Below are 26,701 nucleotides of genomic sequence, written 5' to 3' on the forward strand. Positions count from 1 at the left end.
ATCTAGCGGCGAGGGACGAGCGGCGTTGAGGAGTGCGACCCTCGGTGGTAGTCGGACGACGATCTAGCGGCGAGGGACGAGTCGCGTGCAGGAGTGCGACCCTCGCTGGTAGCCGATTAGGGTCCAGGGAGTGACGATTCGACTCGGGCTCCAGATTCCCAACTTTTCCTACGGCACCGGCGTAGCCGAGCTGTTCCCCACCGTCATCGCCCAGGCGCAGGAGGCCGAGGCGGCGGGCTTCGACTCTGTGTTCGTGATGGATCACTTTTATCAACTGCCTATGCTGGGCAGCCCTGACCAGCCGATGCTGGAGGCATACACCGCGTTGGGTGCCCTCGCCACCGCTACTGAGCGCGTTCAGTTGGGCACCTTGGTCACCGGCAATAGCTACCGCAACCCCACGCTGCTGGCCAAAGCCATCACGACGCTCGACGTGATCAGCCAGGGCCGGGCGATCCTCGGTATCGGTACCGGGTGGTTCGAGTTGGAGCATGATCAGCTCGGTTTCGAGTTCGGCACCTTCACCGAGCGGTTCGCCAAACTCGATGAGGCGCTGCAGATCATCCTGCCGATGCTCAAAGGTGAACGACCCACCCTGGCGGGCACGTACTACCGGGTCGAGGAGGCGATGGCCAATCCCCGCTTCCGTGAACACATTCCCTTGATGATCGGCGGCAGTGGCGAGAAGAAGACGATCCCGTTGGCGGTTCGGCACTTCGACCACCTCAACCTCATCGCAGGGTTCGACGAACTGAACGCCAAACTCGACGTCGTGAAGGCCCGCTGCGACGACATTGGTCGCGACCCGGCAACGCTGGAGACCAGCATGCTCGTGACGGCGATGGTCGACGCGCAGGCCACCTCCGATCTCATTCCCGAGGGGATGCGTCAGCGGATGGTGGTCGGCAGCGCCGAGTCGATCGCCGACCAGCTCAAAGCCCGGGTCTTCGACGTCGGCGTCGATGCGGTGATCATTAACCTGCCCACCAGCCTGCAGGGCTACTTGCCGGGCCAGATCGCCGCGCTGGGGAAGGCGCTGAGGCCACTGACGGCCGGCTGATCGGTAGGCCGGTGGGCTATCTCGCCGCGCTGGCCAGAAGCGCGGCGGCTAACGTACTCGTTGTAGTAAGTAAGAAGGTAACCCGCCAGGGCGATCCGCCAAGGAGTAGTAATGAGCCACCCCGGAACTACTGCATCCGACCGACACAAGGTGGTGATCGTCGGCTCTGGATTCGGCGGACTCACCGCCGCCAAGGCCCTCAAGAGGGCCGACGTCGACATCAAGCTGATTGCCCGCACCACCCATCACCTGTTTCAGCCCCTGCTGTATCAAGTCGCGACCGGCATCATCTCCGAGGGAGAGATCGCCCCGGCGACTCGGGTGATTCTGCGGAACCAGAAGAATGCGCAGGTGTTGCTCGGGGACGTGACCGGAATCGATCTGAAGACCAAGACCGTTCGCTCCGAACTGCTGGGCCATATCTATGCCACGCCTTATGACAGCCTGATCATTGCTGCGGGTGCGGGACAGTCCTATTTCGGCAATGACCACTTCGCCGAGTTTGCCCCCGGCATGAAGTCGATCGACGACGCACTGGAGTTGCGTGGTCGCATTCTTGGAGCCTTCGAACAGGCCGAACGTTCAAGTGACCCGGTCCGACGGGAGAAGCTGCTCACGTTTGTGGTCGTGGGCGCGGGTCCGACGGGCGTTGAGATGGCCGGGCAGATCGCCGAACTGGCTGACAACACCCTCAAAGGGGCCTTTCGCCATATCGATTCGACCAAGGCGCGGGTGATCCTGCTCGATGCGGCCCCTGCGGTGCTTCCCCCGATGGGCGAGAAGCTCGGCAAGAAGGCCCAGGCCAGGTTGGAGAAGATGGGCGTCGATATTCAGCTCAACGCGATGGTCACCGACGTCGACCGCAATGGAATCACGGTCAAGGACCCTGACGGCACCCTGCGTCGCATCGAGTCTGCGTGCAAGGTCTGGTCGGCTGGGGTGTCTGCCAGCCCGCTCGGCAGCGACCTGGCCACCCAGTCGGGGGTCGAACTCGACCGTGCCGGACGGGTCAAAGTGCTGCCGGATCTTTCCATCCCGGGCCATCCCGACGTGTTCGTCGTCGGCGACATGGCCGCGGTCGACGGGGTGCCAGGCATGGCGCAAGGTGCGATCCAAGGTGCGAACTATGCGGCCAAGGCCATAATTTCCGGCCTCAAAGGGGCAGATTCAGCCCAGCGCGAACCATTCAGCTACTTCGACAAGGGTTCGATGGCCACGGTGTCGAGGTTCAGCGCGGTAGCCAAGGTTGGACCATTGGAGATGAGCGGCTTTGTCGCATGGCTGGCCTGGCTGTTTCTTCACCTGGTCTATCTGGTTGGCTTCAAGACCAAGATCGCCACCCTGCTTTCGTGGACGGTGACGTTCGTCGGGCGCAACCGTGGCCAACTGACCATCACCGAACAGCAGGCTTATGCGCGAACCCGTATCGAGGAACTCCAGGAGATCGCCGCGGCTGCTCAGGACGCCGAGAAGGCCGCCAGTTAGCGGCCGGAGTTGCTCGGGCGGGTCGCATCCGGCCGGAGCGTCACAGCCTGTCTCCCTGCCAGGTCGATAGGCATCCTCCCCCAGCCAGTGCCAGCGTCACCCCGGCCGTCTGGACATCAGCGCGCGGGTAATGCAGTTCGCTCACACTTGCCAGCGGCGCGGCCAGCTCGTCATGGGCGGCTGCCCCGCGGCCGAGTTCGATTCGGTGCCTCAGCAGAGGTTTCCCGTCGATGTCGGCGCTTAGCGAACCTGACCAGAAGCCCTGGGACTCACCGGTTCTGCCGATCTGCACACGCTCCACCAATCTGAGGCTGCCGGAGCCGGTCAAGTTCACGAGCGTCGTGGCGAAGTGCCGCGACGTGGCGGCCACAATGGTCGGCTGCGGGTCGAGATCGAGCTCTCCTGCAATGTCCAGTGTCCAGTTCGCATGGGAATCAGTGGTGTTCATCCCCGGCAGCGTCACCGTTGCGGCCGCGGTGCGCAGTTTCAGGCGTGCGCCGGATTCCACCACAAGCCGGACGTGGATCGAGTCGCCTCCCAGTGGAGTCGCGGCCGAGGACACCAGGTGAACGGTGTCGGGTTCGGTGCGGCGGGCGGCCAGCCCGCCGGAAGCCTCGAGGTGTGGTGAGCGGTCCGGTCGCGCGACGATCAGAACGTCCGATCGCACCTAGATGCCCTGCGCGACGTTGCCCTGCGCGACGTTGAGTTGCTCGCGCACCCACCCCAGCACGGGGGTGGCGGCCGGGTCCGCAGTGAGTGAGATCAGCACCGTGGGACGCTCACCACGTACTGCCGCCGAGTCGCGGCGCATCACGTCCAGGTCGGCACCGACGAGCGGTGCGAGATCGGTCTTGTTGATCACCAGCAGATCCGAGTACGTCACACCCGGCCCTCCTTTGCGGGGCACCTTGTCCCCACCTGCCACGTCGATCACGAAGATCTGGGCGTCCACCAGCCCGGAGGAGAATGTCGCGGTGAGGTTGTCGCCGCCGGATTCAACGAGGATCAAGTCGAGGTCGCGGTCAACACCTGAGTGCGCCGCGACGAGGTCGTCGATGGCGTCCAGGTTGGCGGTGATGTCGTCGCGGATCGCGGTATGCGGGCAGCCGCCGGTCTGCACGGCAGCGATGCGTTCGTCGGGCAGTACCGCGTGACGGCGTAGGAAATCGGCGTCCTCGGTGGTGTAGATGTCGTTGGTCAGCACCGCCAGTGACAACTCGTCACGGAGCTGCCGGCACAAGGCGGCCACCAGCGCCGTCTTGCCGGAGCCGACAGGGCCCCCGACGCCGATGCGCAGGGGATCCCCGGGCTTTCGAACCCGGCGCGGACGATCGGCGTGGCGGTGGGTATGGCCGACCGAATCAGACGAGAGGAAATGCGGTGGCATGGGGGGCACGGGCAGGCACCTTCCTTGTTCTTCAGATCTGCTGCTTGGCGAATCACGAAGCGAAGAGAGGACGTTCGCGTTCGATGTGGCGCTGGGCCAGAACGTCCAGCAGTGGGTCGGAAAGGTCGGCCAGGTCTCCGGCGGCCTCGGCGGCGGTCTGCTCGCAGAGCGTAGACAGCTCGAACGTCGCAGCCGCGACGTCGCCGGGATCCAGCGCTAGTAGTCGCTGAGCCGCTGTCGCCGAACCGGTCATCGTCGTGTAGACGAGAGACATCGCGGTGTGTTCGGGGGCCAGGCCGCTCGCGCCACCGGCCGCACCCGCGGCCACCGCCAGGTGCGGAGTGCGGCCCAGCGCATCCCATTCGAAGTCGGGCCAGACCTGGCGAGCCAACCGGACCAATCCCCGCCCCTGGGCTCGGGACGCTCGGCGGGCAGCGGGAGCCGGTGTGCGCGAGTCGGTTTCGGAGTCGCCGCTGGCGCCGGCCGCAGCCGACAGCGCCCCCTTGTGCACCGCTGCCGCGATCGATGCTGTGACCAAACCGTGGGTCCGTATTCTGCGGCGCAGGTAGGCGCGCAATGTCACGAGGTCGGTGACCAACTCGCTGACAACCGCCTCCTCGATGCCGCCCGAGTGTACGTGGCCCCCGATCGGCAGTCGGGAATCGGACAAGGCGAGCAGGGCGGCAAGGCCGGTCAGGTTCGACATCAGAACAGGAAGTATCTCTGTGCCATGGGTAACTCGGCGGCGGGCTGCTCGCGCCATACCTCGCCGTCGATTCGCACCGTGAACGTGTCGGGGTCCACCTCGATGTCAGGTGTGGCATCGTTGAGCGGCATCTGCGCCTTACCGAGACCGCGCACGTTGCCTACCGCAACAAGCTTGCGGTTGAGGGCGATCCGGTCGGCGAGGCCGTCTTCGATCGCCTGGGGCGCGACGAAGTGCACCGACGTGGCCGCAGCCGCCGCGGGTGCCGCACCGAACATCGGCCGGGGCAGCACCGGCTGGGGCGTCGGGATGGATGCGTTGGCGTCCCCCATCGCCGCCCACGCGATCATTCCCCCCTTGATCACAGCGTGGGGGCGTACGCCGAAGAATGCAGGCTCCCACAGCACTAGGTCGGCCAACTTGCCGACCTCGACCGAGCCGATCTCGTGATCCAACCCGTGCGCGACGGCCGGGCAGATCGTGTACTTCGCGACGTAACGGCGTGCCCTGTGGTTGTCGGCCGCGCCGTCGCGATCCAGCGCACCGCGACGGCGCTTCATCACGTGGGCGGTCTGCCAGGTACGCATGACGACCTCGCCGACACGCCCCATCGCCTGGGAGTCGCTGCCGATCATCGAGATCGCCCCGATGTCGTGCAGGAGGTCCTCTGCGGCGATCGTGGACGGCCGGATCCGGCTCTCGGCGAACGCGAGATCCTCGGGGACGCTCGGGTTGAGGTGATGGCAGACCATCAACATGTCGAGGTGCTCATCGAGGGTGTTGACGGTGTGGGGTCGGGTGGGATTGGTCGAACTGGGCAGCACGTTCGGCTGCCCCGCGACGGTGATGATGTCGGGTGCGTGCCCACCCCCGGCGCCCTCGGTGTGATAGGCGTGGATCGAGCGCCCCTTGATCGCGGCCAGCGTGTCCTCGACGAACCCGGCTTCGTTGAGAGTGTCGGTGTGGATGTTGACTTGCACGCCTGCGGCGTCGCTGACGGTCAGGCACGCGTCGATGGCGGCCGGCGTGGTTCCCCAGTCCTCGTGGAGCTTGAAACCCGCTGCACCACCGCGCAATTGTTCCCACATCGCCTCGGCGCTGACGGTGTTCCCCTTACCCAGCAACGCGATATTGAGCGGCCAGGAATCCAGCGCCTCGAGCATCCGGGCCAGGTGCCACGCCCCGGGCGTGACAGTGGTGGACTTGCTGCCCTCGGCGGGGCCGGTACCGCCCGCGACCATCGTCGTGACACCGCTACCGAGCGCCTCTTCCATGAGCTGCGGGCAGATCAGGTGGACGTGGCAGTCGATGGCCCCCGCGGTGAGGATGCGGCCATTCCCCGCGATGATCTCGGTCGACGGGCCCACCGCCAGGTCAGGGTGCACCCCGGACATGATGTCGGGATTACCGGCCTTGCCGATCGCGGTGATACGGCCATCGCGAATCCCGATGTCAGCCTTGATGATCCCCCAGTGGTCGAGGATGACCGCGCCGGTGATGACGGTGTCGGGTGCTCCCTCTGCGCGTGTCGCGCGCGACTGCCCCATCGATTCGCGCAACACTTTCCCGCCACCGAAGACCGCCTCGTCGCCGGCCCGGCCCGGTCCGCCGCTACGGTCCTCGGTGATCTCGATGAACAGGTCTGTGTCGGCCAGTCGGATTCGGTCACCGGTGGTCGGTCCGAACAGGGCCGCGTAGCGGGAACGGGTCAGCTCGCTCACTCTGCTCCGTCCGATCGGCCCGATTGATCCTCGTCCAGGTTGCCTGGCGGGCTCAGGCTCAGACCGTAAACCGCGCGGGCGCCCATCAACGGAACGAGGCAGACACGCTGTGCAACACCAGGTTCGAACCTGATCGCGGTGCCGGCTGGAATGTCGAAGCGGTGCCCGTGGGCAGCCGCTCGATCGAACTGCAGCGCGCTGTTGGCCTGCGGAACATGCACGTGGCTGCCAACCTGGACCGGCCGGTCCCCGCTGTTGATGATCTCCAACTCCAGCCGGTGCGCGCCCGGGTTGATCTCGATGTCGCCTTCGCCGAATATGACCTCGCCCGGAGTGAGGTATTCGCGATCGGCAGGCTTGTCGTTCACCAGACCTGCCTCACGGGATCGGGTGGTGGACGGTGACGAGCTTGGTGCCGTCCGGAAACGTCGCCTCCACCTGCACATCGTCGAGCATTTCGGGCACTCCCTCCATCACGTCGTCGCGGCCGAGCGTTTCGCGTCCACTGACCATCAACTCCGCCACGGTGCGGCCATCGCGCGCGCCTTCGAGGATGTGGTCGGTGATGAGTGCGACGGCCTCGGGATGGTTGAGTCTCAGACCGCGCGCCTGGCGGCGGCGGGCAAGTTCGGCTGCGTAAGAGATCAGCAGCCGCTCTTGTTCATGCGGGGTCAAACGCATAGTGGGCGATCTTGCCACGGCTGGCCGCAGTCAGCAGCGCACGCACTCAACTCTGCTCAGTGGGAAGGTTCTGCAGCCGGACTTGGCCGCGGGCCACCAGCCGATCATCGGCGTCGACAATGGTGATCAGCCACAGCTGCTGACGACGTCCGCGATGGATAGGCGTGGACACGGCAGTCACGGTGCCAGAACCGATTGCCCGCAGGAAGTCGGTGTTGTTGTTGACGCCGACGACCTTGCCGCCTCCGTTGGCTCTCAGCCAGACGGCCCCAGAGACGCTGGCCAGGCTCTCGACGATCGAGCAATACACGCCACCGTGCACGATGCCGTACGGCTGTTTCAGCTTGTCGGCGATCTGCAGTTGCGCGCGTCCGCCGTCGGGGGTGATCTCGAGGTAGGTCAGACCGAGCTCGCGGTCGAATCCGTTGCCGAGGCCTTCGGGAAGGTCAATTGTCACCGCTCGTGTCTACACGCTCGGCGTACGCCCTCGTCAGCTGGGGTCGCCGGGTAACCTCGGCGCGCACTTTCGATGACAGCCGCCAGCACATCGCCTGAATTAGGGTAGCCTTACTATTGATGGGGAAGCACGGGCGACTTCGCGTGTTTGGACTCGCCGCCTCGCTGAATAGGCTGGTGAAAACGATGCTGATGAACTCGATGCGCCCACCGCATCCGCCGCGCCGGTAGTGCGGCCGAGATCAACGAGCGCGGAGCACGATACGACGATCGGTAGTAATCGCGTAGTACCCTTTGAAGTACAGCGGGCAGGAGATGAGCGCAAATTGGCCAAGGTGCCGCGGCTTGGAGAGTTGGAGCGGTCCGTGATGGATCATCTGTGGTCCGCGGATGAGCCCCAGACTGTCCGCCAGGTGCACGAAGTGCTGTCAGACCACCGCGACCTTGCCTACACGACGATCATGACCGTGTTGCAGCGGCTGGCGAAGAAGAATCTGGTCGTCCAACATCGTGACGATCGGGCGCACCGCTACGCACCCACCCATGGCCGCGATGAACTGGTTGCCGGGCTGATGGTCGATGCGCTGGACCAGGCTTCCGATTCAGGAGGCCGGGAAGCCGCGCTGGTGCATTTCGTCGAGCGGGTCGGAGTCGACGATTCGGCCGCGTTACGCCGAGCGCTGGCCGAAATCGAGGACACAGAACACAACGGCACAGAACGCAACGACCGATCTGCTGGCGGTCAAGGCACCGGCTGAGAGACACTTACCGCGTGTCCGCGCTGGCCTTCACCCTCCTTGCTCTGCTCCTGTCGGGGCCGGTGCCGGCGATGCTGGCAGGAGCCAACTGGCCGATGCGCGCGCCGAGGGCTGCGATCGTGCTGTGGCAGTCGATCGCGTTGGCCGCGGTCCTTTCGGCCTTCTCCGCCGGAATCGCCATTGCCAGCCGGCTGTTCACATCCGGCGCGGGGGTAGCGCCCACCGCCACGTTTACCGGCCAGATCAACATCCTCGGGTGGCCGCTGTGGACGGCATACGCGTTGGTATTCGCGCTCACCATCATGATCGGCGTCCGCCTGATCGTCTCTGTGCTCAAGGTCGCGATCGCTACGCGCCGGCGCCGCGCGCATCACCGGATGGTGGTCGATCTAGTCGGCGCATCTCATGTGGCGGCGCGGCGGTTGCGCAGCCATTACCCCAGACCGCTGGCTCGCGGCGGGCTGCGCATTCTCGATGTTGCCGAGCCGCTGGCGTATTGCCTGCCCGGCGTCCGCAGCCGCGTCGTGCTCAGCGAGGGCGCGCTGGACAAGTTGTCGAACAGCGAGATTCTCGCGATCCTCACCCATGAACATGCCCATCTGCGAGCCCGCCACGATCTGGTGTTGGAGATGTTCACGGCGGTACACGCGGCGTTCCCCCGGTTCGTCCGCAGTGCCAATGCACTCACCGCGGTGCGACTCTTGATCGAACTGCTCGCCGACGATGCGGCGGTCCGTAACACCGGCCCGACCCCCCTGGCGCGCGCCCTGGTCGCCTGCGCCTCCGCTCGCACCCCCCGGGGCGCGCTCGCCGTCGGCGGGCCGACGACGGTGCTGCGGGTGCGCCGACTCGGGGGCAGGCCTAACAGCTTGATCGTCGCCGCGGGTGCGTATGTCGCCGCGGCGGCCGTGCTCGTCGTCCCCACCGTCGCGTTGGCGGTTCCCTGGCTGACCGAACTCCATCGATTGTTCTCTGCCTGAGTGTCAGGCCCCCAGTGTTGGATGACTAGAAGCTGTGCCGCAACAAGCGACCGAAAGGGTTTCCTCTATGAGCTCGCACCCCACCGCGCCCACGGGCATTGCACAGATCGGCGTCACCGGTCTGGCCGTAATGGGTTCCAATATCGCACGCAACTTCGCCAGGCATGGCTACACCGTTGCGCTGCACAACCGCTCGATCGCCAAGACCGACAACCTGCTGGCCGAGCACGGATCCGAAGGCAACTTCGTGCGGACCGAGACGATTCGGGAATTCCTTGCCGCGCTTGAGAAGCCGCGGCGGGTGCTGATCATGGTCAAGGCCGGTGACCCGACCGATGCCGTGATCGACGAGCTCGCCGATGCCATGGAAAGCGGCGACATCATCATCGACGGAGGCAATGCGCTCTTCACCGACACCATCCGTCGTGAGAAGGCAATGGCCGAACGCGGGCTGCATTTCGTCGGTGCAGGTATCTCCGGTGGTGAGGAAGGCGCACTCAACGGCCCGTCGATCATGCCGGGCGGGCCGGCTGCATCCTACGAAAGCCTGGGGCCGTTGCTTGAGGAGATCTCCGCGCACGTCGACGGGGTGCCGTGTTGCACCCACATCGGGCCAGACGGGGCAGGACATTTCGTCAAGATGGTGCACAACGGCATCGAGTACTCCGACATGCAGCTGATCGGCGAGGCTTATCAGCTGTTGCGCGACGGGCTGGGTAAGTCCGCACCCGAGATCGCCGATGTATTCGACGAGTGGAACAAGGGCGACCTGGACAGTTTCCTGGTAGAGATCACCACCGATGTGCTGCGGCAGGCCGACGCCAAGACCGGACAGCCGCTCGTTGACCTCATCCTTGATGAAGCCGAGCAGAAGGGCACCGGGCGATGGACTGTGAAATCGGCGCTCGACCTGGGTGTTCCGGTAACCGGTATCGCCGAGGCCGTCTTCGCGCGCGCACTGTCGGGTTCGGTGACCCAACGCAGAGCGACCACCGGACTGGCGTCGGGCGAGCTCGGTGGGCAGCTGTTGGATGAGGAAGAGTCAGCACAGTTCACCGAGGACGTGCGCCAGGCGCTGTACGCGTCGAAGATCGTTGCCTACGCGCAGGGCTTCAACCAGATTCAGGCCGGATCGGCCGAATACGGCTGGGGCATCGCACCCGGAGACCTTGCGACCATCTGGCGTGGCGGTTGCATCATCAGGGCGAAATTCCTCAACCGCATCAAGGACGCCTTCGACGACGACCCAAATCTGCCGTCGCTGATCGTGGCGCCCTACTTCCGTAGCGCCATCGAAAATGCCGTCGACAGCTGGCGGCGCGTCGTGGTCAAGGCCACCGAGCTGGGCATCCCGATCCCCGGATTCAGCTCGGCGCTGTCGTACTACGACGGGTTGCGAACTGAGAGGCTTCCGGCGGCACTGACGCAGGGGTTGCGCGACTTCTTCGGCGCCCACACCTATGGCCGTATCGACGCCGATCCGGCCAAACGGTTCCACACGCTGTGGAGTGGGGATCGCAGCGAGGTCGAGGTGTAGCACCACCGCCGCACCAGCACCTTCGCGGGCGCCGGCACCGGCGTGTGCTTGCCTCGGGGAGGTCATCGCCGGCACCGCCTAGGCTGGAGGCGTGCAGTACCTCGAAGGCCACAAACCGCCGTACGACCTGACCTATGACGATGTGTTCGTCGTGCCGACTCGAAGCGACGTCGCCTCGCGGTTCGACGTGGATCTCTCGACATCCGATGGCACCGGCACGACAATCCCGGTCGTCGTCGCGAACATGACGGCCGTCGCCGGTCGCCGGATGGCAGAGACGGTCGCCCGCCGGGGTGGGATCGTGGTACTCCCGCAGGATCTGCCGATCCAGGCGGTCAAGGACACTGTCGACTTCGTCAAGAGTCGCGACCTGGTGGTCGACACCCCGGTGACGCTGTCACCCGATGATTCGGTGTCCGACGCCACCGCACTGATTCCCAAACGGGCGCACGGCGCGGCGGTGGTGGTGCAGGAGAACCGGCCGATCGGGCTGGTCACGGAGGCGGCCTGCATCGGTGTCGATCGGTTCGCCCGGGTGCGCGAGGTCGCGGCCACCGATCTCGTTACCGCGCCGTTGGGAACCGATCCGCGCAAGGTGTTCGATCTGCTCGAACACGCCCCGGCCGATGTTGCGGTGCTGACCGAACTCGATGGCACGCTGGCCGGCGTCCTGACCCGCACCGGTGCCGTACGCGCGGGCATCTACACCCCTGCAATCGACGCGGCCGGCCGCCTGCGGATCGCAGCGGCACTCGGCATCAACGGGGATTTCGCGGCCAAGGCCACTGCACTCGCCGAAGCCGGTGCCGACATCCTGGTCGTCGACACCGCACATGGACACCAGGCCAAGATGATCGACGCGATCAAGGTGCTGTCCTCGCTCGATCTCGGTCTGCCGCTGGTAGCGGGCAATGTGGTGTCGGCCGAAGGTGTGCGAGATCTGCTGAACGCCGGTGCGTCCATCGTCAAGGTCGGCGTCGGCCCCGGCGCCATGTGCACCACCCGGATGATGACCGGGGTCGGTCGTCCGCAATTCTCCGCTGTCGTCGAATGTGCCACTTCGGCAAGTGAACTCGGCGGTCACGTGTGGGCCGATGGAGGCGTGCGGCATCCGCGCGACGTGGCACTCGCCCTGGCTGCGGGCGCGTCGAACGTGATGATCGGATCCTGGTTTGCCGGCACCTACGAGTCCCCCGGCGACCTGCTGCGCGACCGCGACGGCCGTCCGTACAAGGAAAGCTACGGGATGGCATCCAAACGCGCCGTGGCCGCACGCGCCGTCGCCGACAGTTCGTTCGACCGCGCCCGTAAATCGCTGTTCGAGGAGGGCATCTCCACCTCGAAGATGAGCCTGGACCCCACTCGCGGTGGCGTCGAGGATCTGCTCGACCACATCACCTCGGGTGTACGCAGTACCTGCACCTACGTGGGGGCCTCAACGTTGACCGAGTTGCATGAGAAGGCGGTGGTCGGCGTGCAGTCAGCCGCCGGATTCGCCGAGGGCCACCCGCTGCCTGCCGGTTGGTGAAGGATAGGCGAGCACGCCGGTCTCGATGCTGCCGATGACTTCGATGTCGACTGTTGACCCCTGGGCCAGGCTGATCTCCCCGGGGCTGCGCAGCTGGACCCTGCCACCGTCGGACAGTTCGACGTGAATGACCGTGTCCGCGCCGTAGAAGCGGCACCCCGTCACGCGGGCGGGAGTTGCCGAGGGCCCCGCGCCTAGCCGCAACTGCTCGGGCCGCAGCACCACGACGGCGGCACCGTCGGCCACCGGCAGACGCGCGCGCAGCGCCCCTAGCGCAGTGTGAACGATCCCAGAGCTCGCGATTCCCGCGAGTTCGACTGTGGCGCCGATGAATCGAGCGTTGGCCAGGCTGGTGGGCCGGGCATACACGTCGGCCGGTGGGCCGTGCTGGGCGATGGTGCCGTCGATCATCAAAGCCACCGAATCGGGAAGCGACAACGCTTCGGACTGGTCGTGTGTGACCAGAAGCGCGGTGGTGCCGGCATCGCGCAGAATCACGGCGATGTCCTCGCGCACCCGAACCCGCAGGCTGGCGTCCAGCGCGGCGAATGGCTCGTCCAGAAGCAGCACGCGAGGCTGTGCGGCCAGCGCGCGCGCCAGTGCCACCCGCTGCTGCTGTCCACCGGAGATCTCATGGGGCCGGGCGTCGGCCAACCCGTCCAGTCCCACGACCGCCAGCCAGTGCGCGACCTGTGCCTGCGCCTCGCCGCGGGTAGATCGTTTTACGCCGAAGGCGACGTTCTCCCCCACGCTCAGATGCGGGAAAAGTGCACCCTCCTGCGGCATCAGCCCCACCCGCCGACGGTGTACCGGCACGGTCGCGGCTCCCCCTGCCACCGTCTCCCCCGCGATACGCACGGTCCCGGCATCGGGATCCTCGAAGCCGGCGAGAATGCGAAGCAGCGTGGTCTTGCCGCATCCCGACGGCCCGAGCACCGCGGTGATCGTCCCCTCTGGCAAGTCGAGGTCCACACCGGACAACACTTGGTTGCCGCCGTAGGACTTGGAGATGCCCTGGGCCGCAACTGCTGTAGCGATCATGTCAGCCACCGCGAACCCTGCCCGCACGTGTGCTCCACATGCCCAGTACCGCCGTCGGGACAGCCGCGAACACCAAGAGCGCCAACGCGTACGGGGCGGCGGCTGCGTAATCGCTGACCGAGCTGTAGCTCCACAGGCGCGTGGCCAGGGTGTCGGTGCCGTTGGGATGCAGCAGCAGGGTAACGGGTAATTCCTTCATGCAGGTCAACAGCACCAGTGCTGCTCCCGCCGCGATCCCGGGCAGCGCCACCCGCGCTGTGACCGTGCCGAATGCCCGCAGCGGCGGGTGGCCCAGGGAGCGGGCCACCTCCTCCAGGCGAATCGGCGCAGCTTCTACTGCCGCGCGGACCGATCCGATCGCCAGGGGCACGAACAGAACCGTATAGGCGAGGATCAGCAGCGGTTCGCGTTGGTAGATGGGGCGCAGCAGCAGAACGCCGACAGACACCATGGAGATCGCGATCACGATAGCCGGAAGGCCATGCGCCACATAGCTTGCACTCTCCATCATGCGCGTCGCGCGATCACGATAGCGAGCGGCGAGCACGCCGAGCGGCAGGGCTGCCAAGGTAGCAGCCAGCGCGGCGGCCGCTGACAGCCACGCTGTTGATCTCAGTGCCCCAAACCATTCGGCAAAGTCCCACCGTGGACCCGCTGTCAGGAGCCAGTCGGCCAGCGTCACACCCGGCACGACGACCGCAGCGATGAGCACGGCGGCGGGAACCAGAAGGGCCGGCCAACTCCAGGCCCCGAGACGGTTCAACGGCGCCGGTCGCGGCGAGCCGCCGCCGACTCGCGAGGAGACCGCCAATCCGCGGGCCCGGCTCTCGGCGATCACCAGCGCGACGGCGAACGCCATCAGCACCAGAGAGAGCACCGCCGCCCGCGCTGGATTGAAACCCGAGCGGTAAGCCCCATAGATGACCCAGGTGAACGCCTCGAATCGCATCGCCGCCACCGCGCCGAAATCGCTGAGCACGTACAACGCGACCAGCAGCGCGCCGGCTGCGATAGCAGCACGCGCCTGGCGCAGTGTGACCCGGAACAGCACGGCAATTCCGCCGAGGCCAAGGGAGCGTGCCACCTCTTCCTGCGCGGGGTCGACACGGGCCAAGGCCGCGATCGTGGTCAGCAGCACCAATGGATAGCTGACCAGGGTCAACACCAGGCATGCGCCCCAGAACCCAGCGATGGAGGGGTAGACGGACACCCACAGGTAGGCCAGCAGGTAGCTCGGCATCGCCAACGGCAGGGTGAGTGCCACCCCCAGCCCACGTCGGGCCTTGACGTCGGTGCGGCTGACCAGCACCGCGAGGCCCACCCCGAGCACCACACAGGCTGCGGTGACTACCACCACCAGCAGCAATGACCGGCCGACCAACGCAGCGGTACGAGGCTGGATCAGTTCCTCTATGACGAAAGCCCAGCCGCGATCCAGCGCGCGTCCTGCAAGATAGACGAGCGGGATCAACGTGCATCCCGCCACGGCAGCAGCCGGCACCAACAGCAGCGCCGGCGGGCGTCTGCGGTACGTGGTCACCGGCGCCGGGGTCAGTTCGTCAGCAATCCGGTCTCGACGAGCAATTCTTGCGTCGCCTCGATGTCGTCGAGCTGGGAGAGGTCCACCGCGGGCGGCTGCAGGTCGCTCAGCGGCGGCATCTCGGCAGAAGATGCAACGCCGGTCACCAACGGATACTCCGAGGTCTCCCCGGCAAAGTACTGCTGAGCGGACTCGCCTACCAGATATCCAGCAAATGCTTGTGCCCCTTCGGGATTCGGTGCAGACCTGAGTACTCCGACGCCGGCGACGTTGATCAGCCCGCCGGGATCGCCGGGGGCCATGAACATGTTCTGCGCGGTCACGGCCTCGGCACCCTTGGCGTGGATCAATTCATAGAGGTAATAGTGATTGACCAGGCCGAGTGCAACCTGGCCGGAGTCCACCGCATCACGCACCGCCACATTGTTCTCGAAGGCCTGCGGATCCTGAGCTTTGAACGCTCGCAGCCACTGCGCGGCGGCATCTTCTCCGCGGACGACGCGCAGCCCGGTGACGAAGGACTGCCAGGACGCATTGCTGGGAGCGAAACCAATCTGGCCTTTCCACTCCGGCGCAAGCAGTCCGTCGATGGTGTCGGGAGGATCGGGGGCCAGGGTCGGGTTGTAGACGACGACGCGGGCACGACCGGATACCCCGACCCAGGTGCCGTCGGCAGCGGAGAACTGCCCGGGAACCGCCTGCAATGTCGCAGCATCGATGGGGGCCAGCATTCCGGCCTTGGACACCGCGCCCAACGCGCCCGCGTCCTGAGACAGGAACACATCGGCGGGTGACTTGTCCCCCTCGGTGATGAGCTGGGCAGCCATCTCGCCCGAGCTCGCATAACGCGTCTCAACCTCGATCCCGGTGTCCGCGGTGAACTGTTTGATCAGCGGTCCCACCAACTCCTCGCTGCGGCCCGAATAGAGGACTATCTTGTCGGGATCTGCGGTCTGGGAGTCAGCTCCGCAGGCGGTGAGGGCCAGCATTGCTGCCACAGCTGCGAACGCGCCGGCCAGTCGGGGCTTCAAGATCGACATCTGGGTGGATTCCGCCTTTCGTGGGGGGTTCTCGCGTGAGGTTCCGCCCGAAGGAACCGGCCCCGAACCTATCATTGTGTGAGGCTAACCTTACTAGCGGACGGCCGGCCGGGGGCCCCCGGGGATTCGGCTAGCATGTGATGGCCATCAGTCGAATTCGGGCACCGCAAGGCCTGCCACGAGTCGTCCCACGAAGACGAAAGGGATCAGGTGCCGCAGGCACTGGATGGGGGCCCATCCGAGGCGGCAGTACCCGCCGAGCGCTCTGGCGATGAGCCCGCCGGGGCCGAACCGTCCTGTAGTCGGCCGGGCTCTCGGCCCGGCATCCCCGGTTCTTGGACCGATCGACGAAGCTCCGCCGCGGGAGCGGGTGGATGAACGTCGTCATTTCGCTGTTGCCCCTGCTGGCAATAGGTCTACTCACCGCCGGAACGGCGGTGTTCGTTGCCGCGGAGTTCTCGCTGACCGCTCTGGAGCGCAGTACGGTCGACGCCAATGCGCGCACCGGCGGCCGGCGCGACCGCATGGTGCAGAAGGCTCACCGCACGCTGTCCACCCAACTGTCGGGCGCGCAGGTGGGTATCTCGATCACCACTCTGGCCACCGGTTTCCTCGCCGAACCCGTCGTCGGCCGGCTTATCCAGCCCGGCCTGACCGCCCTGCACGTGCCCGCGCGGTTCACTGGCGGCCTGGCATTGGTGCTGGCCATCCTGATCGCCACCTCCCTCTCGATGATCTTCGGCGAGTTGGTGCCCAAGAACCTCGCCGTGGCCCGTCCGGTGCCGACGGCCCGCTGGTCGGCGGGTCCGCAGCTGTTCTTCTCCTTCGTGTTCACGCCAGTGATCAAGCTGACCAACGGCACCGCGAACCGGATCCTGCGGCGGCTGGGCATCGAACCCGCGGAGGAACTGCGGTCGGCGCGCTCACCGCAGGAGTTGGTGTCGCTGGTACGCACCTCGGCTCGCAGCGGTTCACTGGATCCGGTCACCGCGGTCCTGGTGGACCGTTCTCTGCAGTTCGGCGAGCGCACCGCCGAGGAACTGATGACTCCGCGGTCCAAGATCGACACACTGGACGCCGATCACAGCGTGGCCGATCTCAGTTCGGCGGCCGTCAGGACCGGGCATTCGCGCTTCCCGGTAATCCGGGGCGACCTCGACGAAACCATGGGGGTGGTGCATGTCAAGCAGGTTTTCGCGGTGCCGCATCCGGTGCGTTCGTTGACTCGACTGGCCGATATCGCGCAGCCGGTCGCCAAGGTGCCCTCGACCCTGGACGGCGACGCGGTGATGGCCGAAGTGCGCGCCAACGGATTGCAGACGGCGCTGGTCGTCGACGAGTATGGGGGCACCGCCGGCATGGTCACGGTGGAGGACCTGATCGAAGAGATCGTCGGAGACGTGCGCGACGAGCACGACGACGAACCACCCGATGTAGTGCCCGCCGGACGCGGCTGGCAGGTCTCGGGGTTGCTGCGTATCGACGAGGTAGCCGACAACACCGAGTTCCGGGCGCCCGAAGGTGATTACGACACCATCGGCGGGCTGGTGCTGGAGACGCTGGGCCACATCCCCGAAGAGGGCGAATCGGTGGAACTGATGGCCTTCGAGCCGGATAACGCGGCCGAGGATCCGGTGCGCTGGCTGGCGACCGTGCTGCGCATGGACGGCCGCCGGATCGACCTGCTCGAGCTCACCTCGATCGGGCGCAGCGGCGACGAACTCGGGCCGAGCTAGTGGGAGATATCTTCGGCGTGCTGCTGGCGGTGCTGCTGCTCATGGCCAATGCGTTCTTCGTGGCCTCGGAGTTTGCGCTGATCTCTGCGCGCCGCGACCGACTGGAGGCATTGTCCGAGCAGGGCAAGAAGAGTGCGGTCACGGTGATGAGGGCCGGTGAGAATCTGTCGCTGATGCTGGCCGGCGCCCAGTTGGGCATCACGGTGTGCTCGATCCTGCTGGGCAGGGTCGCCGAGCCCGCCGTGGCACACCTGCTGGCGGTGCCCTTCGGCCTCCTCGGCATCCCGGACGCGCTGCTGCATACGGTGTCGTTTCTGGTGGCACTGTCGATCGTGGTGACACTGCACGTGCTGCTCGGGGAAATGGTGCCGAAGAACATCGCCATCGCGGGTCCGGAGTCGACCGCGATGCTGCTGATACCGGTCTATCTGATCTACATCCGCGCAGCCCGGCCGTTTATCGCGTTCTACAACTGGTGCGCCAACATCACCCTGCGCACCTTCGGTGTGGAGCCCAAGGATGAACTCGACGTCACGGTATCGACGGTGGAACTCTCCGAGATGATCGCCGAGTCGCTCTCGGAGGGCTTGCTGGATCCTGAGGAGCACAGCAGGCTGACCAGGGCGTTGCAGATCCGTACCCGCGTGGTCAACGACGTGGCGATACCGCTGCACCAGATTCGGGCCGTGCCCGTCGCGCGCGAGGGTTCCGGTCCGACGGTCGTGGCTCTCGAGAAGGCATTGACCGAGACCGGATACTCCCGGTTTCCGGTGGCAGCTTCGGACGGCGCATTCATCGGCTATCTGCACATCAAGGACGTGCTGTCTTTGGTCGCTGACCCCTACGACAACACCACGGTGGTGGATTCGGCGATGGTGCGACCGCTGCCGCGGGTGGCTGCCTCGCTGCCGCTGCCCGATGCTCTCTCCCGGCTGCGGCGCAGCAACAGTCATCTCGCGCTGGTCACCGCCGCAGACGGAGGAGTGGCCGCAGTGGTGGCGCTAGAGGATCTTGTCGAGGATCTGGTGGGAACCGTCCGTGACGGGACACACCGTGTCTGATGCGGTCTGATGTGCCGCTTCGACACCGCCGCCCAGGATCGGGCCAATCAGCGCTGGGTAAGCTAGATCGACGATATGCACACGGCATGGCGTCGGTGAGGGAGGAATCATGACCAAACGCGTGAAGGTGGGGAACCTGCGCGTCGCCCCCGTGTTGTACAACTTCATCACCAAAGAGGCGTTGCCGGGCACCGGTCTCGACCCCGACACGTTCTGGTCCGGCGTCGACAAGGTCGTCGCCGATCTGACCCCCAAGAACGAGGAGCTGCTGGCCCGCCGCGACGATTTGCAGGCCCAAATCGACAGGTGGCACCGAGCCAGGGTGATCGGCCCCTTCGACCACGACGAATACAAGCAGTTCCTGACCGGTATCGGATATCTGCAGCCTGAACCAGCGGACTTCACCATCACCACCTCAGGTGTCGATGACGAGATCGCGACCACTGCGGGTCCGCAGCTGGTGGTGCCGATCCTCAATGCGCGGTTCGCGCTGAACGCGGCCAACGCGCGCTGGGGCTCGCTCTACGACGCGCTCTACGGCACCGACGTCATCGCTGAGGACGGCGGGGCTGAGAAGGGTAAGGGCTACAACGCAGTCCGCGGCGACAAGGTCATCGCCTACGCTCGACGTTTCCTCGACGGGGCCGTTCCCTTGGCATCGGGCTCATGGGCAGATGTCGGGGCGATCAAGATCGAGGTTGACGACGGAGTCGCTCAGATGGCGGCGGCGCTGGGCGACGGACTGTCAGTAGGACTGGACGACCCCGAGCAGTTCGCCGGTTACACAGGAGAGGCCGACAACCCCGAATCGGTTCTGCTGGTCAACCACGGCCTGCACATCGAGATCCTGGTCGACCCCGACTCCCCGATCGGATCCACCGACCCGGCCGGCATCAAGGATGTGGTGCTGGAATCGGCCCTCACCACGATCATGGACTTCGAGGATTCCGTGGCCGCCGTCGATGCCGGAGACAAGGTGCTCGGCTACCGCAATTGGCTCGGGCTCAACCGCGGGGACCTCAGCGAGGAAGTCGTCAAGGCCTCCCCGGACGGTGACGAGACCTTCACCCGGGTCCTCAACCAAGACCGCACTTACACGCGGCCAGCTGGAGGCGCTGAGGGTGCCGAGCTCACGCTGCCCGGCCGCAGCCTGATGTTCGTGCGCAACGTCGGCCACCTGATGACGAACGACGCGATCGTGGATACCTCCGGGAACGAGATCCCGGAGGGAATCCAGGACGCTTTGTTCACCAGCCTGATCGGCATCCACGGATTGCGCCAGGACAACGATGGCGACGGAGCGAACGGACCTCTGGCCAACAGCCGGACCGACTCGATCTACATCGTCAAACCCAAGATGCACGGCCCCGACGAGGTGGCATTCACCTGCGAGCTGTTCAGCCGCGTCGAGGACGTACTCGGGCTGCCGCAGAACACCATCAAGGTCGGCATCATGGACGAAGAACGGCGTACCACGCTGAACCTCAAGGCCTGCATCAAGGCCGCCGCCGACCGGGTGGTGTTCATCAACACCGGATTCCTGGATCGCACCGGGGATGAGATCCACACGTCGATGCAGGCGGGTCCGATGATCCGCAAGGGCGCGATGAAGTCTCAGCCGTGGATTCAGGCCTACGAGAACCAGAACGTCGATATCGGGCTGGCGACGGGTTTCTCGGGCCGGGCCCAGATCGGCAAGGGAATGTGGGCGATGACCGAGCTGATGGGCGACATGGTCGAGCAGAAGATCGGTCAACCCAAGGCCGGTGCTACCACCGCGTGGGTGCCCTCACCGACGGCAGCGACCCTGCACGCCATGCACTACCACGAGGTGGACGTCTACGCGGTTCAGCAGGAGCTCGCAGGTGAGCAGCGTTCCACTCTCGACGAGTTGCTGACCATCCCGCTGTCCCAGGAGCTGGCGTGGGCGCCCGAGGAGATTCGCGAGGAGGTCGACAACAACTGCCAGTCGATCCTCGGCTACGTGGTGCGTTGGATCGACGCCGGAGTCGGCTGCTCGAAGGTGCCTGACATTCACGACGTCGCCCTGATGGAGGATCGTGCAACGCTGCGGATCTCCAGCCAGCTCCTGGCCAACTGGTTGCGCCACGGCGTGATCACCGAAGAGGACGTCAGGGCCAGCCTGCGGCGGATGGCCGCGGTCGTGGACGACCAGAATGCCGGTGACCCGGAATTCCGTCCGATGGCAGCCGACCCGGACAACAACATCGCGTTCCAGGCGGCCCAGGAGTTGATCCTGTCCGGCGGAGAGCAGCCCAACGGCTACACCGAGCCGATCCTGCACCGGCGGCGCCGAGAGTTCAAGGCAGCTAATAACGTTGATTGATGCAGTGAAGCCAGGGCCGACTGGCCGGGGAAGCGCGCCCGAGGCTCGATCGGGCGAAACAGGCGAAACAGGCGAAACGGGCAGACATGGGAAGACATAGCCGTCCCGATCCCGAGGACTCCCCCCGCCCGGATCCCGCAGATAACGTCCCCCGCGAGCAGCGGAACGAGCAGTTCGGGTCTGACTCCGACAGCCCACCAGCAACGGATTCCGCCTCCGGGTCACCGGGGGCCGCCGGTCGGCAGCACGGCGGCGACTGGGACGGCGGCGACTGGACCGGCAGCCATCGCGCCGTGACGCCGGGACGGCGTGGAGTCAGCGTCGGCGTCATCGTGGCGCTGGTGAGCGTCGTCGTGGTCGTCGGCGCCGTGATTCTGTGGCGGTTCTTCGGCGCCGCCCTCTCCGACCGATCCAATGTCGCTTCAGCACGTTGCGTCGACGGCGAAGTCGATGTCGCCGTCGTTGCGGATCCGGCGATCAGCGAGCCGGTCGCAGCGCTGGCGGAGCGCTATAACGAGGACGCCGCCCCGGTCGGAGACCTCTGCGTCATAGTGAAGGTCCAGGCCGCCGATTCAGATCAGGTCGTCAACGGATTCGCCGACCAGTGGCCCGACGACCTCGGCGAGCGGCCGGCACTGTGGATTCCGGGCAGTTCGGTGTCGGAGGCTCGACTGGAAGCTGCGGTGGGCGCCGAAACCGTGAGCGACAGCCGCTCATTGGTGACCTCGCCCGTACTGCTGGCGGTGTCGCCGCAGCTGAAAAGTGTTCTGGGTGAGCAGAACTGGGGAACTCTCCCGCAGCTCCAGTCCGATCCTGGCGCCATCGACGGGCTAGGACTGCCGGGCTGGGGAGGGCTTCGCCTCGCGCTCCCCCTGACCCAGAACAGCGATGCCGCATATCTGGCGGCCGAGGCTGTGGCGGCCGCGGCCGCCCCGGCCGGAGATCCCGCCAGCGCGGGGTTGGGAGCTGTCGGCAGGTTGATGGGCGGTGCCCCCGAGCTTGCCGACACCGATGCCGACACGGCCCTGGACGCCTTGGTGGATGCAGCGGATCCGGCCACCGCCCCAGTGCACGCGGTGGTGACCACCGAGCAGCGACTCTTGGGTCGGGCGTCCTCGCTGTCGGATGCGGATTCCAAGCTGGCGGCGTGGCTGCCGCCGGGGCCGGCAGCGATGGCCGACTTCCCCACTGTTCTGCTGGACGGCGATTGGTTGTCCCAAGAACAGGTGACTGCGGTGAGCGAGTTCGCTCGATTCCTGCGCAAGCCCGAGCAACTCGGTGAGTTCGCCGCGGCGGGATTTCGCGTCGACGGGGCCACGCCTCCGGCCACGGGCGTCATCGATTTCGTGCCAGTGGATGCGCCGTTGAGTATCGGTGACAATGCGCTGCGGGCGACGATCGCCGACACGCTGGCCGCGCCGGTCATGAGCCCGACCGTCACAGTCATGCTCGACCAGTCCATGCCGACGGACGAGGGTGGCAGGTCGCGCCTCACCAACGTCGCGGACGCGCTCACGGTGCGACTCCAGATGCTCCCGGCGGATTCCGCCGTGGGGTTGTGGACGTTCGACGGCGTACAGGGGCGTTCGGAGATCGTCGCGGGCCCGCTGTCCGAACCGCTCAACGGGCAGACACGATCAGAGGCCCTGACCGCCGTGCTGGACGCCCAGAGGGCCTCCGGCGGCGGGGCGGTGTCGTTCACCACGCTGCGGTTGGTCTACACCGAGGCGTCGGCCGCATACCGCGAGGGCCAGGATAATTCGGTGCTGGTCATCACCACCGGGCCGCACACGGATCAGTCGCTGGGCGCGGAGGGCTTGGAGCAGTACATCAGGGGTGCCTTCGATCCTGAGCGTCCGGTCGCGGTCAACATCATCGCCTTCGGCGACGATTCCGACCGCGCGACGTGGGAGGCGGTTGCACAAACAACCGGTGGCAGCTACCAGAACGTGGCGAACGCGGCGTCGCCGGAACTAGCCTCGGCGATCGCGGTGCTGTTGTCCTGAACGGGCGTGAACCTGCGTGGGAAGGGACGCCGTAACCGCCGGGTGATCCTTTCCGGGCTCGCCGATGGTTTTGGCTGCCCGGTGCGCCAATGGTATGACAGCATGACAGCTTCGTCGCACCGTCTTGCGGTGATCGGGGAATTAGGGGCCGGGGGGTGTAGCACTGCGCGCGATGCCCAATCAGCATGAGGAACCAACCCCTACCGGTGAGAATCCCGCGATTACTCGCCGCTGGCGTGATCGCAAGCGCTACCTGTGGTTGCTCGGGCTGGTCGTACCTACCCTGGTCCCCCTGTCGTGGGCGGCGGTAGCCGTGACCGGATGGGGCTTGTTCTGGTGGTCCGGACCGGTGTTGATACTCCTTGTTCTCCCGGCGTTGGACCTTGTGATCGGCTCGGACGCCGAGAACCCGCCGGAGAGCGCGCTGTCCGAGTTGGAGCAGGATCGCTACTACCGGTGCGCAATCTATCTCTACCTGCCCGCCCAATACGTGTCGTTGGTGCTGGCCTGCTGGTTCTGGAGCGGCGGCGGTGGAGTCGTGCTGAGCGAACTCGACAAGGTGGGCCTGATGCTGACCGTCGGTGGAATCGCCGGTGTTGCCATCAACGCCGCCCACGAGATGGGCCACCAGCGAGCACGGTCGGAGCGGTGGCTCAGCAAGGTGGCGCTTGCGCAGGCGGGCTACGGGCAATTCTACGTCGAGCACAACCGGGGTCATCACGCTCGCGTCGCCACCGCAGAGGATCCGGCCAGCGCCCGGTTGGGCGAGAACGTCTACTTCTTTCACTTCAGATCCATATTCGGCAGCCTGCGCTCCGCATGGAGGCTGGAGCGCCGATGCCTGGCACGCCGGGGAAAGCGCACGTGGACGCTGCGGAACGACATACTCAACGCTTGGCTCATGAGCCTCGCGCTGTTCGCGGCCCTGGTTCTGGGGTTCGGCCTGCAGGTGCTGCCCTGGCTGATCGGGCAGGCCCTCATCGGCATCTTCTTGATGGAGACCATCAACTATCTGGAGCACTACGGGTTGCGTCGCCGGAAGCGGGCTGACGGACGCTACGAGCAGGTGCGTCCCTCGCACAGCTGGAACAGCAATTCTGCGATCTCCAACGTCTTCCTTTTCCACCTGCAGCGACACTCCGACCATCATGCGAATCCGCAGCGCCGGTACCAGGCACTGTGTCACGCCGACGAGGCGCCTCAGCTGCCTGCCGGCTACGCAACCATGGTGGTCGTGGCATTGGTTCCACCGTTGTGGCGGCGCGTGATGGATCGACGGGTTCTCGCCCACTACGGGGGCGACATCGGCCTGGCCGCGCTGAGGCCCCGCAAGGCGCGGCAGCTAACTCGGCGTTACGGCTGACTGCACTTGGCGAGTACGTCGCAGCGCGACAGCGGCCATGCGCATCGATAGAGCGGGCGAAGCTCGCTCCAGATACCAGAGCGCCTTCCACCACCGGGGCACCACGATGATCGCCCGATTGCGCATGACCGCGTCCAGTGCCCGCCCGGCGAAGGCATCGGGTTCCATCGGGCGCAACGCCTCACCGAGCTTGAGAAGATTCTCGCGGCTGACGCTTCTGTTGCGGCCATATTCTCCACCGGCAAGGATGGGAGTCCGCACCACTCCCGGACACAGCACCGACACCTTGACGCCGTGGGTAGCCGCCTCCACCCGCATGGTCTTGGACAAGGCGACGACCGCGTGCTTGGTCGCGGAGTAGCCGGCCTGGGCTGACGTGGTGACCAGACCGGCCATCGAGGCGGTGTTGACGATGTGCCCACTGCCCTGACCGATCATCACCGGGTATGCGGCCCGGACACCGTGGACCACACCGCGCAGGTTCACATCGATGACGTCGTTCCAGTCGTCGAGAGTCAGGGTGTCGACCTCACCGCCGATGCCGATTCCCGCGTTGTTGAACAAGTAGTCGATCCGCCCGGATAACTCAACGGTACGGGCAATGGCCTGCTCGAACGCCGAATAGTCACGGACATCGAGTTCGATTGCGTGCACCGCGGCGCCAGCCTCGCCGAGGTGGCGTGCCAGTCGCTCGGCGACCTCGTACTGACGGTCGGCAATCCAGACCTCGGCGCCTGCTTCGCTTAGTTTCGATGTCAGTGCGGCGCCGATCCCGGACGCTCCCCCGGTGATGAAGGCGACCTTTCCGGACAGATCAGTCGTGTCTTTGGTGGCCACTGGGGAAGAATAGCCGTCTACTTGTCCGGCGAAGGGGGGGTCCGGCGAAGGGGTTGCCATGAGCGGCGCCGGCCCGCATCGATAGCTCGCGCTCGGCGCGCTGCAGTCCTCACCCCGAGGTGCCCGAGACTTCGGTTCCGCCTTGCCCCGGGTACCTTGCAGCAAACAGATGCCGCCCATAATCCCTGGTGGCGGGCGCTAGGGCGCACTATTTGGCTACTGGCCGCCCGATGGCCTCCGGTCTGCGGCCCCTCGTCCCGCGGGCCCGAAAGCGCTGAACGGTATGCCGGATCTGTTGGGCCACAGGGCATCAGAAGAGTCGCGGGCGCGAAGGCGGGATGCGGTGTCTTTGCCGGCGAGCCCTGAAACCGAGCGCTTGGGCTGCCCGTGCCGACGCGATGACTATCCATCGCGTACGAACACGCTGATCGGAGTGTTTGCTCTGGGCGGAGGTCGACATGCCCGAAAGATCAGTTCTGCGCCAGTGCCCAGCGATCACATCGGCAAAACAGCCACATTTCGATGTCTCCGTTCACCCCCCGGTTCCGTGGCCCTAATGGTGCGCCCCTGGCCAGCGAAAAAGTGTTTTCTTATTTTTTTGCCCGCCATAAATCAGCAACGTAAAGCTAGCTCAAAGAGCGGATCAATCTCGCCATTTAATTACATTTGTGTAATTGTAGCTGCGAGCATTTTCTACTCGACGGTAGCTAGCGGGCATATCCCTTCTGAACAGCATATTTACCGCGTTTTCCGCTAGCTAGATCCATCTTGTGGTTGCCGACGGGCCGCCTCCGGATTGCAAAAAAGATGTCGCCGCCGGTGGATTACAGCAATTTAAATAATATTTGCCAAAATTGCATGTAGATGGCTTGTTGAAATTTTACTGTCCGAACGCTTCGCGAAGCAATATGATTTATCTCATGCCGATCACGGCTAACACTCGATCTGCTTCTAATCCTGGAGTTACTATGCGTACTGCGATTCGCAAGGCGGGTGTTGCCTGTGGCACCCTCTTTGCCTCTTCCGCCCTAGCTGTTACTACTGCGACCGGGGCCTGGGGCAGCAACTCCGCTCTCGTGGTCGGTGGGTTGGAGACGTCGACCCTGCACGACGTGGTCATGTCTCAGCTACTTGGCGGCGCACTGCAGGGCCAGGAACGTGTCAGCGTTTACTGGCCGGCAGAGCATGCTCCATCGAGCGGCGGGCTGAGCCTGGGCGATTCGATCGCGGTGGGCATCGGGAACCTCAACACCGAGATAGATTCGGCCCTTGATCGCCTGGCGGCGCCGGGCGAGAAAGTCACCGTGGTCGGGTTGTCAGCGGGCTCGCTGGTGGTTAACGAGGTTCTCCGCGAGCTGGACGCCGATGCCAACGCGCCCGACGCAGACCAGATCAGCTTCGTCGTGGTGGCAGACTCCAGCCGGCAGGACG

General features: G+C 65.6%; 23 protein-coding genes. 12 read left to right on the forward strand and 11 right to left on the reverse strand.

Features of this window, described 5'->3' with window-relative positions; all coding sequences use genetic code 11:
• Positions 1-130: 130 nt before the first annotated feature.
• On the forward strand, positions 131-1,060 hold the full coding sequence (locus ACPGXI_RS14320; protein ID WP_526654003.1) for an LLM class F420-dependent oxidoreductase: 930 nt from the start codon (positions 131-133) through the stop codon (positions 1,058-1,060).
• A gap of 111 nt (positions 1,061-1,171) precedes the next feature.
• Positions 1,172-2,545 carry a type II NADH:quinone oxidoreductase Ndh gene (gene ndh / locus ACPGXI_RS14325; protein ID WP_526654005.1) on the forward strand — a complete coding sequence of 458 codons (1,374 nt, stop codon included), beginning with the start codon at positions 1,172-1,174 and terminating at the stop codon, positions 2,543-2,545.
• 40 nt (positions 2,546-2,585) lie between these two features.
• On the opposite strand, the gene ACPGXI_RS14330 is transcribed toward ndh, so the two are convergent.
• From ACPGXI_RS14330 to ACPGXI_RS14360, 7 genes are read right to left on the reverse strand one after another with little or no spacing between them, the layout of a single operon-like run.
• Positions 2,586-3,212 (reverse strand): urease accessory protein UreD, encoded by a 627-nt coding sequence (locus tag ACPGXI_RS14330; RefSeq protein WP_526654007.1) that lies wholly within the window; start codon positions 3,210-3,212, stop codon positions 2,586-2,588.
• Positions 3,213-3,932, reverse strand: a complete 720-nt coding sequence (gene ureG, locus ACPGXI_RS14335; RefSeq protein WP_526654045.1) for an urease accessory protein UreG — start codon at positions 3,930-3,932, stop codon at positions 3,213-3,215.
• A gap of 52 nt (positions 3,933-3,984) precedes the next feature.
• A complete protein-coding gene (locus ACPGXI_RS14340; protein ID WP_526654047.1) occupies positions 3,985-4,629 on the reverse strand; it encodes an urease accessory protein UreF in 645 nt (214 codons plus the stop codon).
• Between the two features lie 8 nt (positions 4,630-4,637).
• Positions 4,638-6,359, reverse strand: coding sequence for an urease subunit alpha (locus tag ACPGXI_RS14345; RefSeq protein ID WP_526654009.1), 1,722 nt, complete (start codon positions 6,357-6,359; stop codon positions 4,638-4,640).
• A complete protein-coding gene (locus ACPGXI_RS14350) occupies positions 6,356-6,727 on the reverse strand; it encodes an urease subunit beta (protein ID WP_526654011.1) in 372 nt (123 codons plus the stop codon). Before ACPGXI_RS14350 ends, ACPGXI_RS14345 begins: the two co-directional genes overlap by 4 nt.
• A gap of 10 nt (positions 6,728-6,737) precedes the next feature.
• On the reverse strand, positions 6,738-7,040 hold the full coding sequence (locus tag ACPGXI_RS14355) for an urease subunit gamma (RefSeq protein WP_526654013.1): 303 nt from the start codon (positions 7,038-7,040) through the stop codon (positions 6,738-6,740).
• A gap of 46 nt (positions 7,041-7,086) precedes the next feature.
• A complete protein-coding gene (locus ACPGXI_RS14360; RefSeq protein ID WP_526654015.1) occupies positions 7,087-7,497 on the reverse strand; it encodes a PaaI family thioesterase in 411 nt (136 codons plus the stop codon).
• A 325-nt stretch (positions 7,498-7,822) separates the two neighbouring features.
• On the opposite strand from ACPGXI_RS14360, the gene ACPGXI_RS14365 reads away from it, so the two are divergent.
• The 4 genes from ACPGXI_RS14365 (at position 7,823) to ACPGXI_RS14380 (ending at position 12,299) form a co-directional block, all read left to right on the forward strand.
• On the forward strand, positions 7,823-8,254 hold the full coding sequence (locus tag ACPGXI_RS14365) for a BlaI/MecI/CopY family transcriptional regulator (protein WP_526654017.1): 432 nt from the start codon (positions 7,823-7,825) through the stop codon (positions 8,252-8,254).
• 14 nt (positions 8,255-8,268) lie between these two features.
• A complete protein-coding gene (locus ACPGXI_RS14370) occupies positions 8,269-9,234 on the forward strand; it encodes a M56 family metallopeptidase (protein WP_526654019.1) in 966 nt (321 codons plus the stop codon).
• Between the two features lie 67 nt (positions 9,235-9,301).
• The gene (gnd, locus tag ACPGXI_RS14375) at positions 9,302-10,771 is read left to right on the forward strand and encodes an NADP-dependent phosphogluconate dehydrogenase (RefSeq protein WP_526654021.1); all 1,470 of its coding nucleotides are present in this window, start codon (positions 9,302-9,304) and stop codon (positions 10,769-10,771) included.
• A gap of 91 nt (positions 10,772-10,862) precedes the next feature.
• Complete coding sequence (locus ACPGXI_RS14380) at positions 10,863-12,299, forward strand: GuaB1 family IMP dehydrogenase-related protein (RefSeq protein WP_526654023.1); 1,437 nt, start codon at positions 10,863-10,865, stop codon at positions 12,297-12,299.
• Here the strand turns inward: ACPGXI_RS14380 and ACPGXI_RS14385 are convergent.
• From ACPGXI_RS14385 to ACPGXI_RS14395, 3 genes are read right to left on the reverse strand one after another with little or no spacing between them, the layout of a single operon-like run.
• Positions 12,252-13,340 (reverse strand): ABC transporter ATP-binding protein, encoded by a 1,089-nt coding sequence (locus tag ACPGXI_RS14385; RefSeq protein ID WP_526654025.1) that lies wholly within the window; start codon positions 13,338-13,340, stop codon positions 12,252-12,254. The genes ACPGXI_RS14380 and ACPGXI_RS14385 overlap by 48 nt on opposite strands.
• A 1-nt stretch (position 13,341) precedes the next feature.
• A complete protein-coding gene (locus ACPGXI_RS14390; RefSeq protein ID WP_526654027.1) occupies positions 13,342-14,880 on the reverse strand; it encodes an ABC transporter permease in 1,539 nt (512 codons plus the stop codon).
• Positions 14,881-14,891: 11 nt separating this feature from the next.
• Positions 14,892-15,920, reverse strand: coding sequence for an iron ABC transporter substrate-binding protein (locus ACPGXI_RS14395; protein ID WP_526654049.1), 1,029 nt, complete (start codon positions 15,918-15,920; stop codon positions 14,892-14,894).
• Positions 15,921-16,294: 374 nt separating this feature from the next.
• Between ACPGXI_RS14395 and ACPGXI_RS14400 the strand changes: the two genes are divergently transcribed.
• From ACPGXI_RS14400 to ACPGXI_RS14420, 5 genes are all read left to right on the forward strand, one after another.
• Positions 16,295-17,656, forward strand: a complete 1,362-nt coding sequence (locus ACPGXI_RS14400; protein ID WP_526654029.1) for a CNNM domain-containing protein — start codon at positions 16,295-16,297, stop codon at positions 17,654-17,656.
• The gene (locus ACPGXI_RS14405; protein WP_526654031.1) at positions 17,656-18,717 is read left to right on the forward strand and encodes a CBS domain-containing protein; all 1,062 of its coding nucleotides are present in this window, start codon (positions 17,656-17,658) and stop codon (positions 18,715-18,717) included. The genes ACPGXI_RS14400 and ACPGXI_RS14405 overlap by 1 nt, the downstream gene beginning before the upstream one ends.
• A 109-nt stretch (positions 18,718-18,826) precedes the next feature.
• A complete protein-coding gene (locus ACPGXI_RS14410) occupies positions 18,827-21,064 on the forward strand; it encodes a malate synthase G (RefSeq protein ID WP_526654033.1) in 2,238 nt (745 codons plus the stop codon).
• Between the two features lie 86 nt (positions 21,065-21,150).
• Positions 21,151-23,070: a vWA domain-containing protein gene (locus tag ACPGXI_RS14415; protein ID WP_526654035.1), complete on the forward strand. Its 1,920-nt coding sequence runs from the start codon at positions 21,151-21,153 to the stop codon at positions 23,068-23,070.
• 172 nt (positions 23,071-23,242) lie between these two features.
• Entirely contained in the window at positions 23,243-24,433 is a 1,191-nt protein-coding gene (locus ACPGXI_RS14420; protein WP_526654037.1) for an alkane 1-monooxygenase, read from the forward strand.
• Here ACPGXI_RS14420 and ACPGXI_RS14425 read toward each other — a convergent pair.
• Positions 24,413-25,270: an SDR family NAD(P)-dependent oxidoreductase gene (locus ACPGXI_RS14425; protein WP_526654039.1), complete on the reverse strand. Its 858-nt coding sequence runs from the start codon at positions 25,268-25,270 to the stop codon at positions 24,413-24,415. The genes ACPGXI_RS14420 and ACPGXI_RS14425 overlap by 21 nt on opposite strands.
• A 968-nt stretch (positions 25,271-26,238) precedes the next feature.
• On the opposite strand from ACPGXI_RS14425, the gene ACPGXI_RS14430 reads away from it, so the two are divergent.
• Positions 26,239-26,701: PE-PPE domain-containing protein (locus ACPGXI_RS14430; RefSeq protein ID WP_526654041.1), on the forward strand; the 463-nt coding region annotated here is incomplete at its 3' end.

This window comes from Mycobacterium sp., from assembly GCF_049608025.1.
Taxonomy (GTDB): domain Bacteria; phylum Actinomycetota; class Actinomycetes; order Mycobacteriales; family Mycobacteriaceae; genus Mycobacterium.

Excerpts from the sequence above, each read along its gene's own strand:
- ndh (WP_526654005.1), top strand. The coding sequence starts at position 1,172 with ATGAGCCACCCCGGAACTACTGCATCCGACCGACACAAGGTGGTGATC.
- ureG (WP_526654045.1), bottom strand. The coding sequence starts at position 3,932 with ATGCCACCGCATTTCCTCTCGTCTGATTCGGTCGGCCATACCCACCGC.
- ACPGXI_RS14355 (WP_526654013.1), bottom strand. The coding sequence starts at position 7,040 with ATGCGTTTGACCCCGCATGAACAAGAGCGGCTGCTGATCTCTTACGCA.
- gnd (WP_526654021.1), top strand. The coding sequence starts at position 9,302 with ATGAGCTCGCACCCCACCGCGCCCACGGGCATTGCACAGATCGGCGTC.
- ACPGXI_RS14385 (WP_526654025.1), bottom strand. The coding sequence starts at position 13,340 with ATGATCGCTACAGCAGTTGCGGCCCAGGGCATCTCCAAGTCCTACGGC.
- ACPGXI_RS14395 (WP_526654049.1), bottom strand. The coding sequence starts at position 15,920 with ATGTCGATCTTGAAGCCCCGACTGGCCGGCGCGTTCGCAGCTGTGGCA.
- ACPGXI_RS14400 (WP_526654029.1), top strand. The coding sequence starts at position 16,295 with ATGAACGTCGTCATTTCGCTGTTGCCCCTGCTGGCAATAGGTCTACTC.
- ACPGXI_RS14410 (WP_526654033.1), top strand. The coding sequence starts at position 18,827 with ATGACCAAACGCGTGAAGGTGGGGAACCTGCGCGTCGCCCCCGTGTTG.
- ACPGXI_RS14415 (WP_526654035.1), top strand. The coding sequence starts at position 21,151 with ATGGGAAGACATAGCCGTCCCGATCCCGAGGACTCCCCCCGCCCGGAT.
- ACPGXI_RS14420 (WP_526654037.1), top strand. The coding sequence starts at position 23,243 with ATGCCCAATCAGCATGAGGAACCAACCCCTACCGGTGAGAATCCCGCG.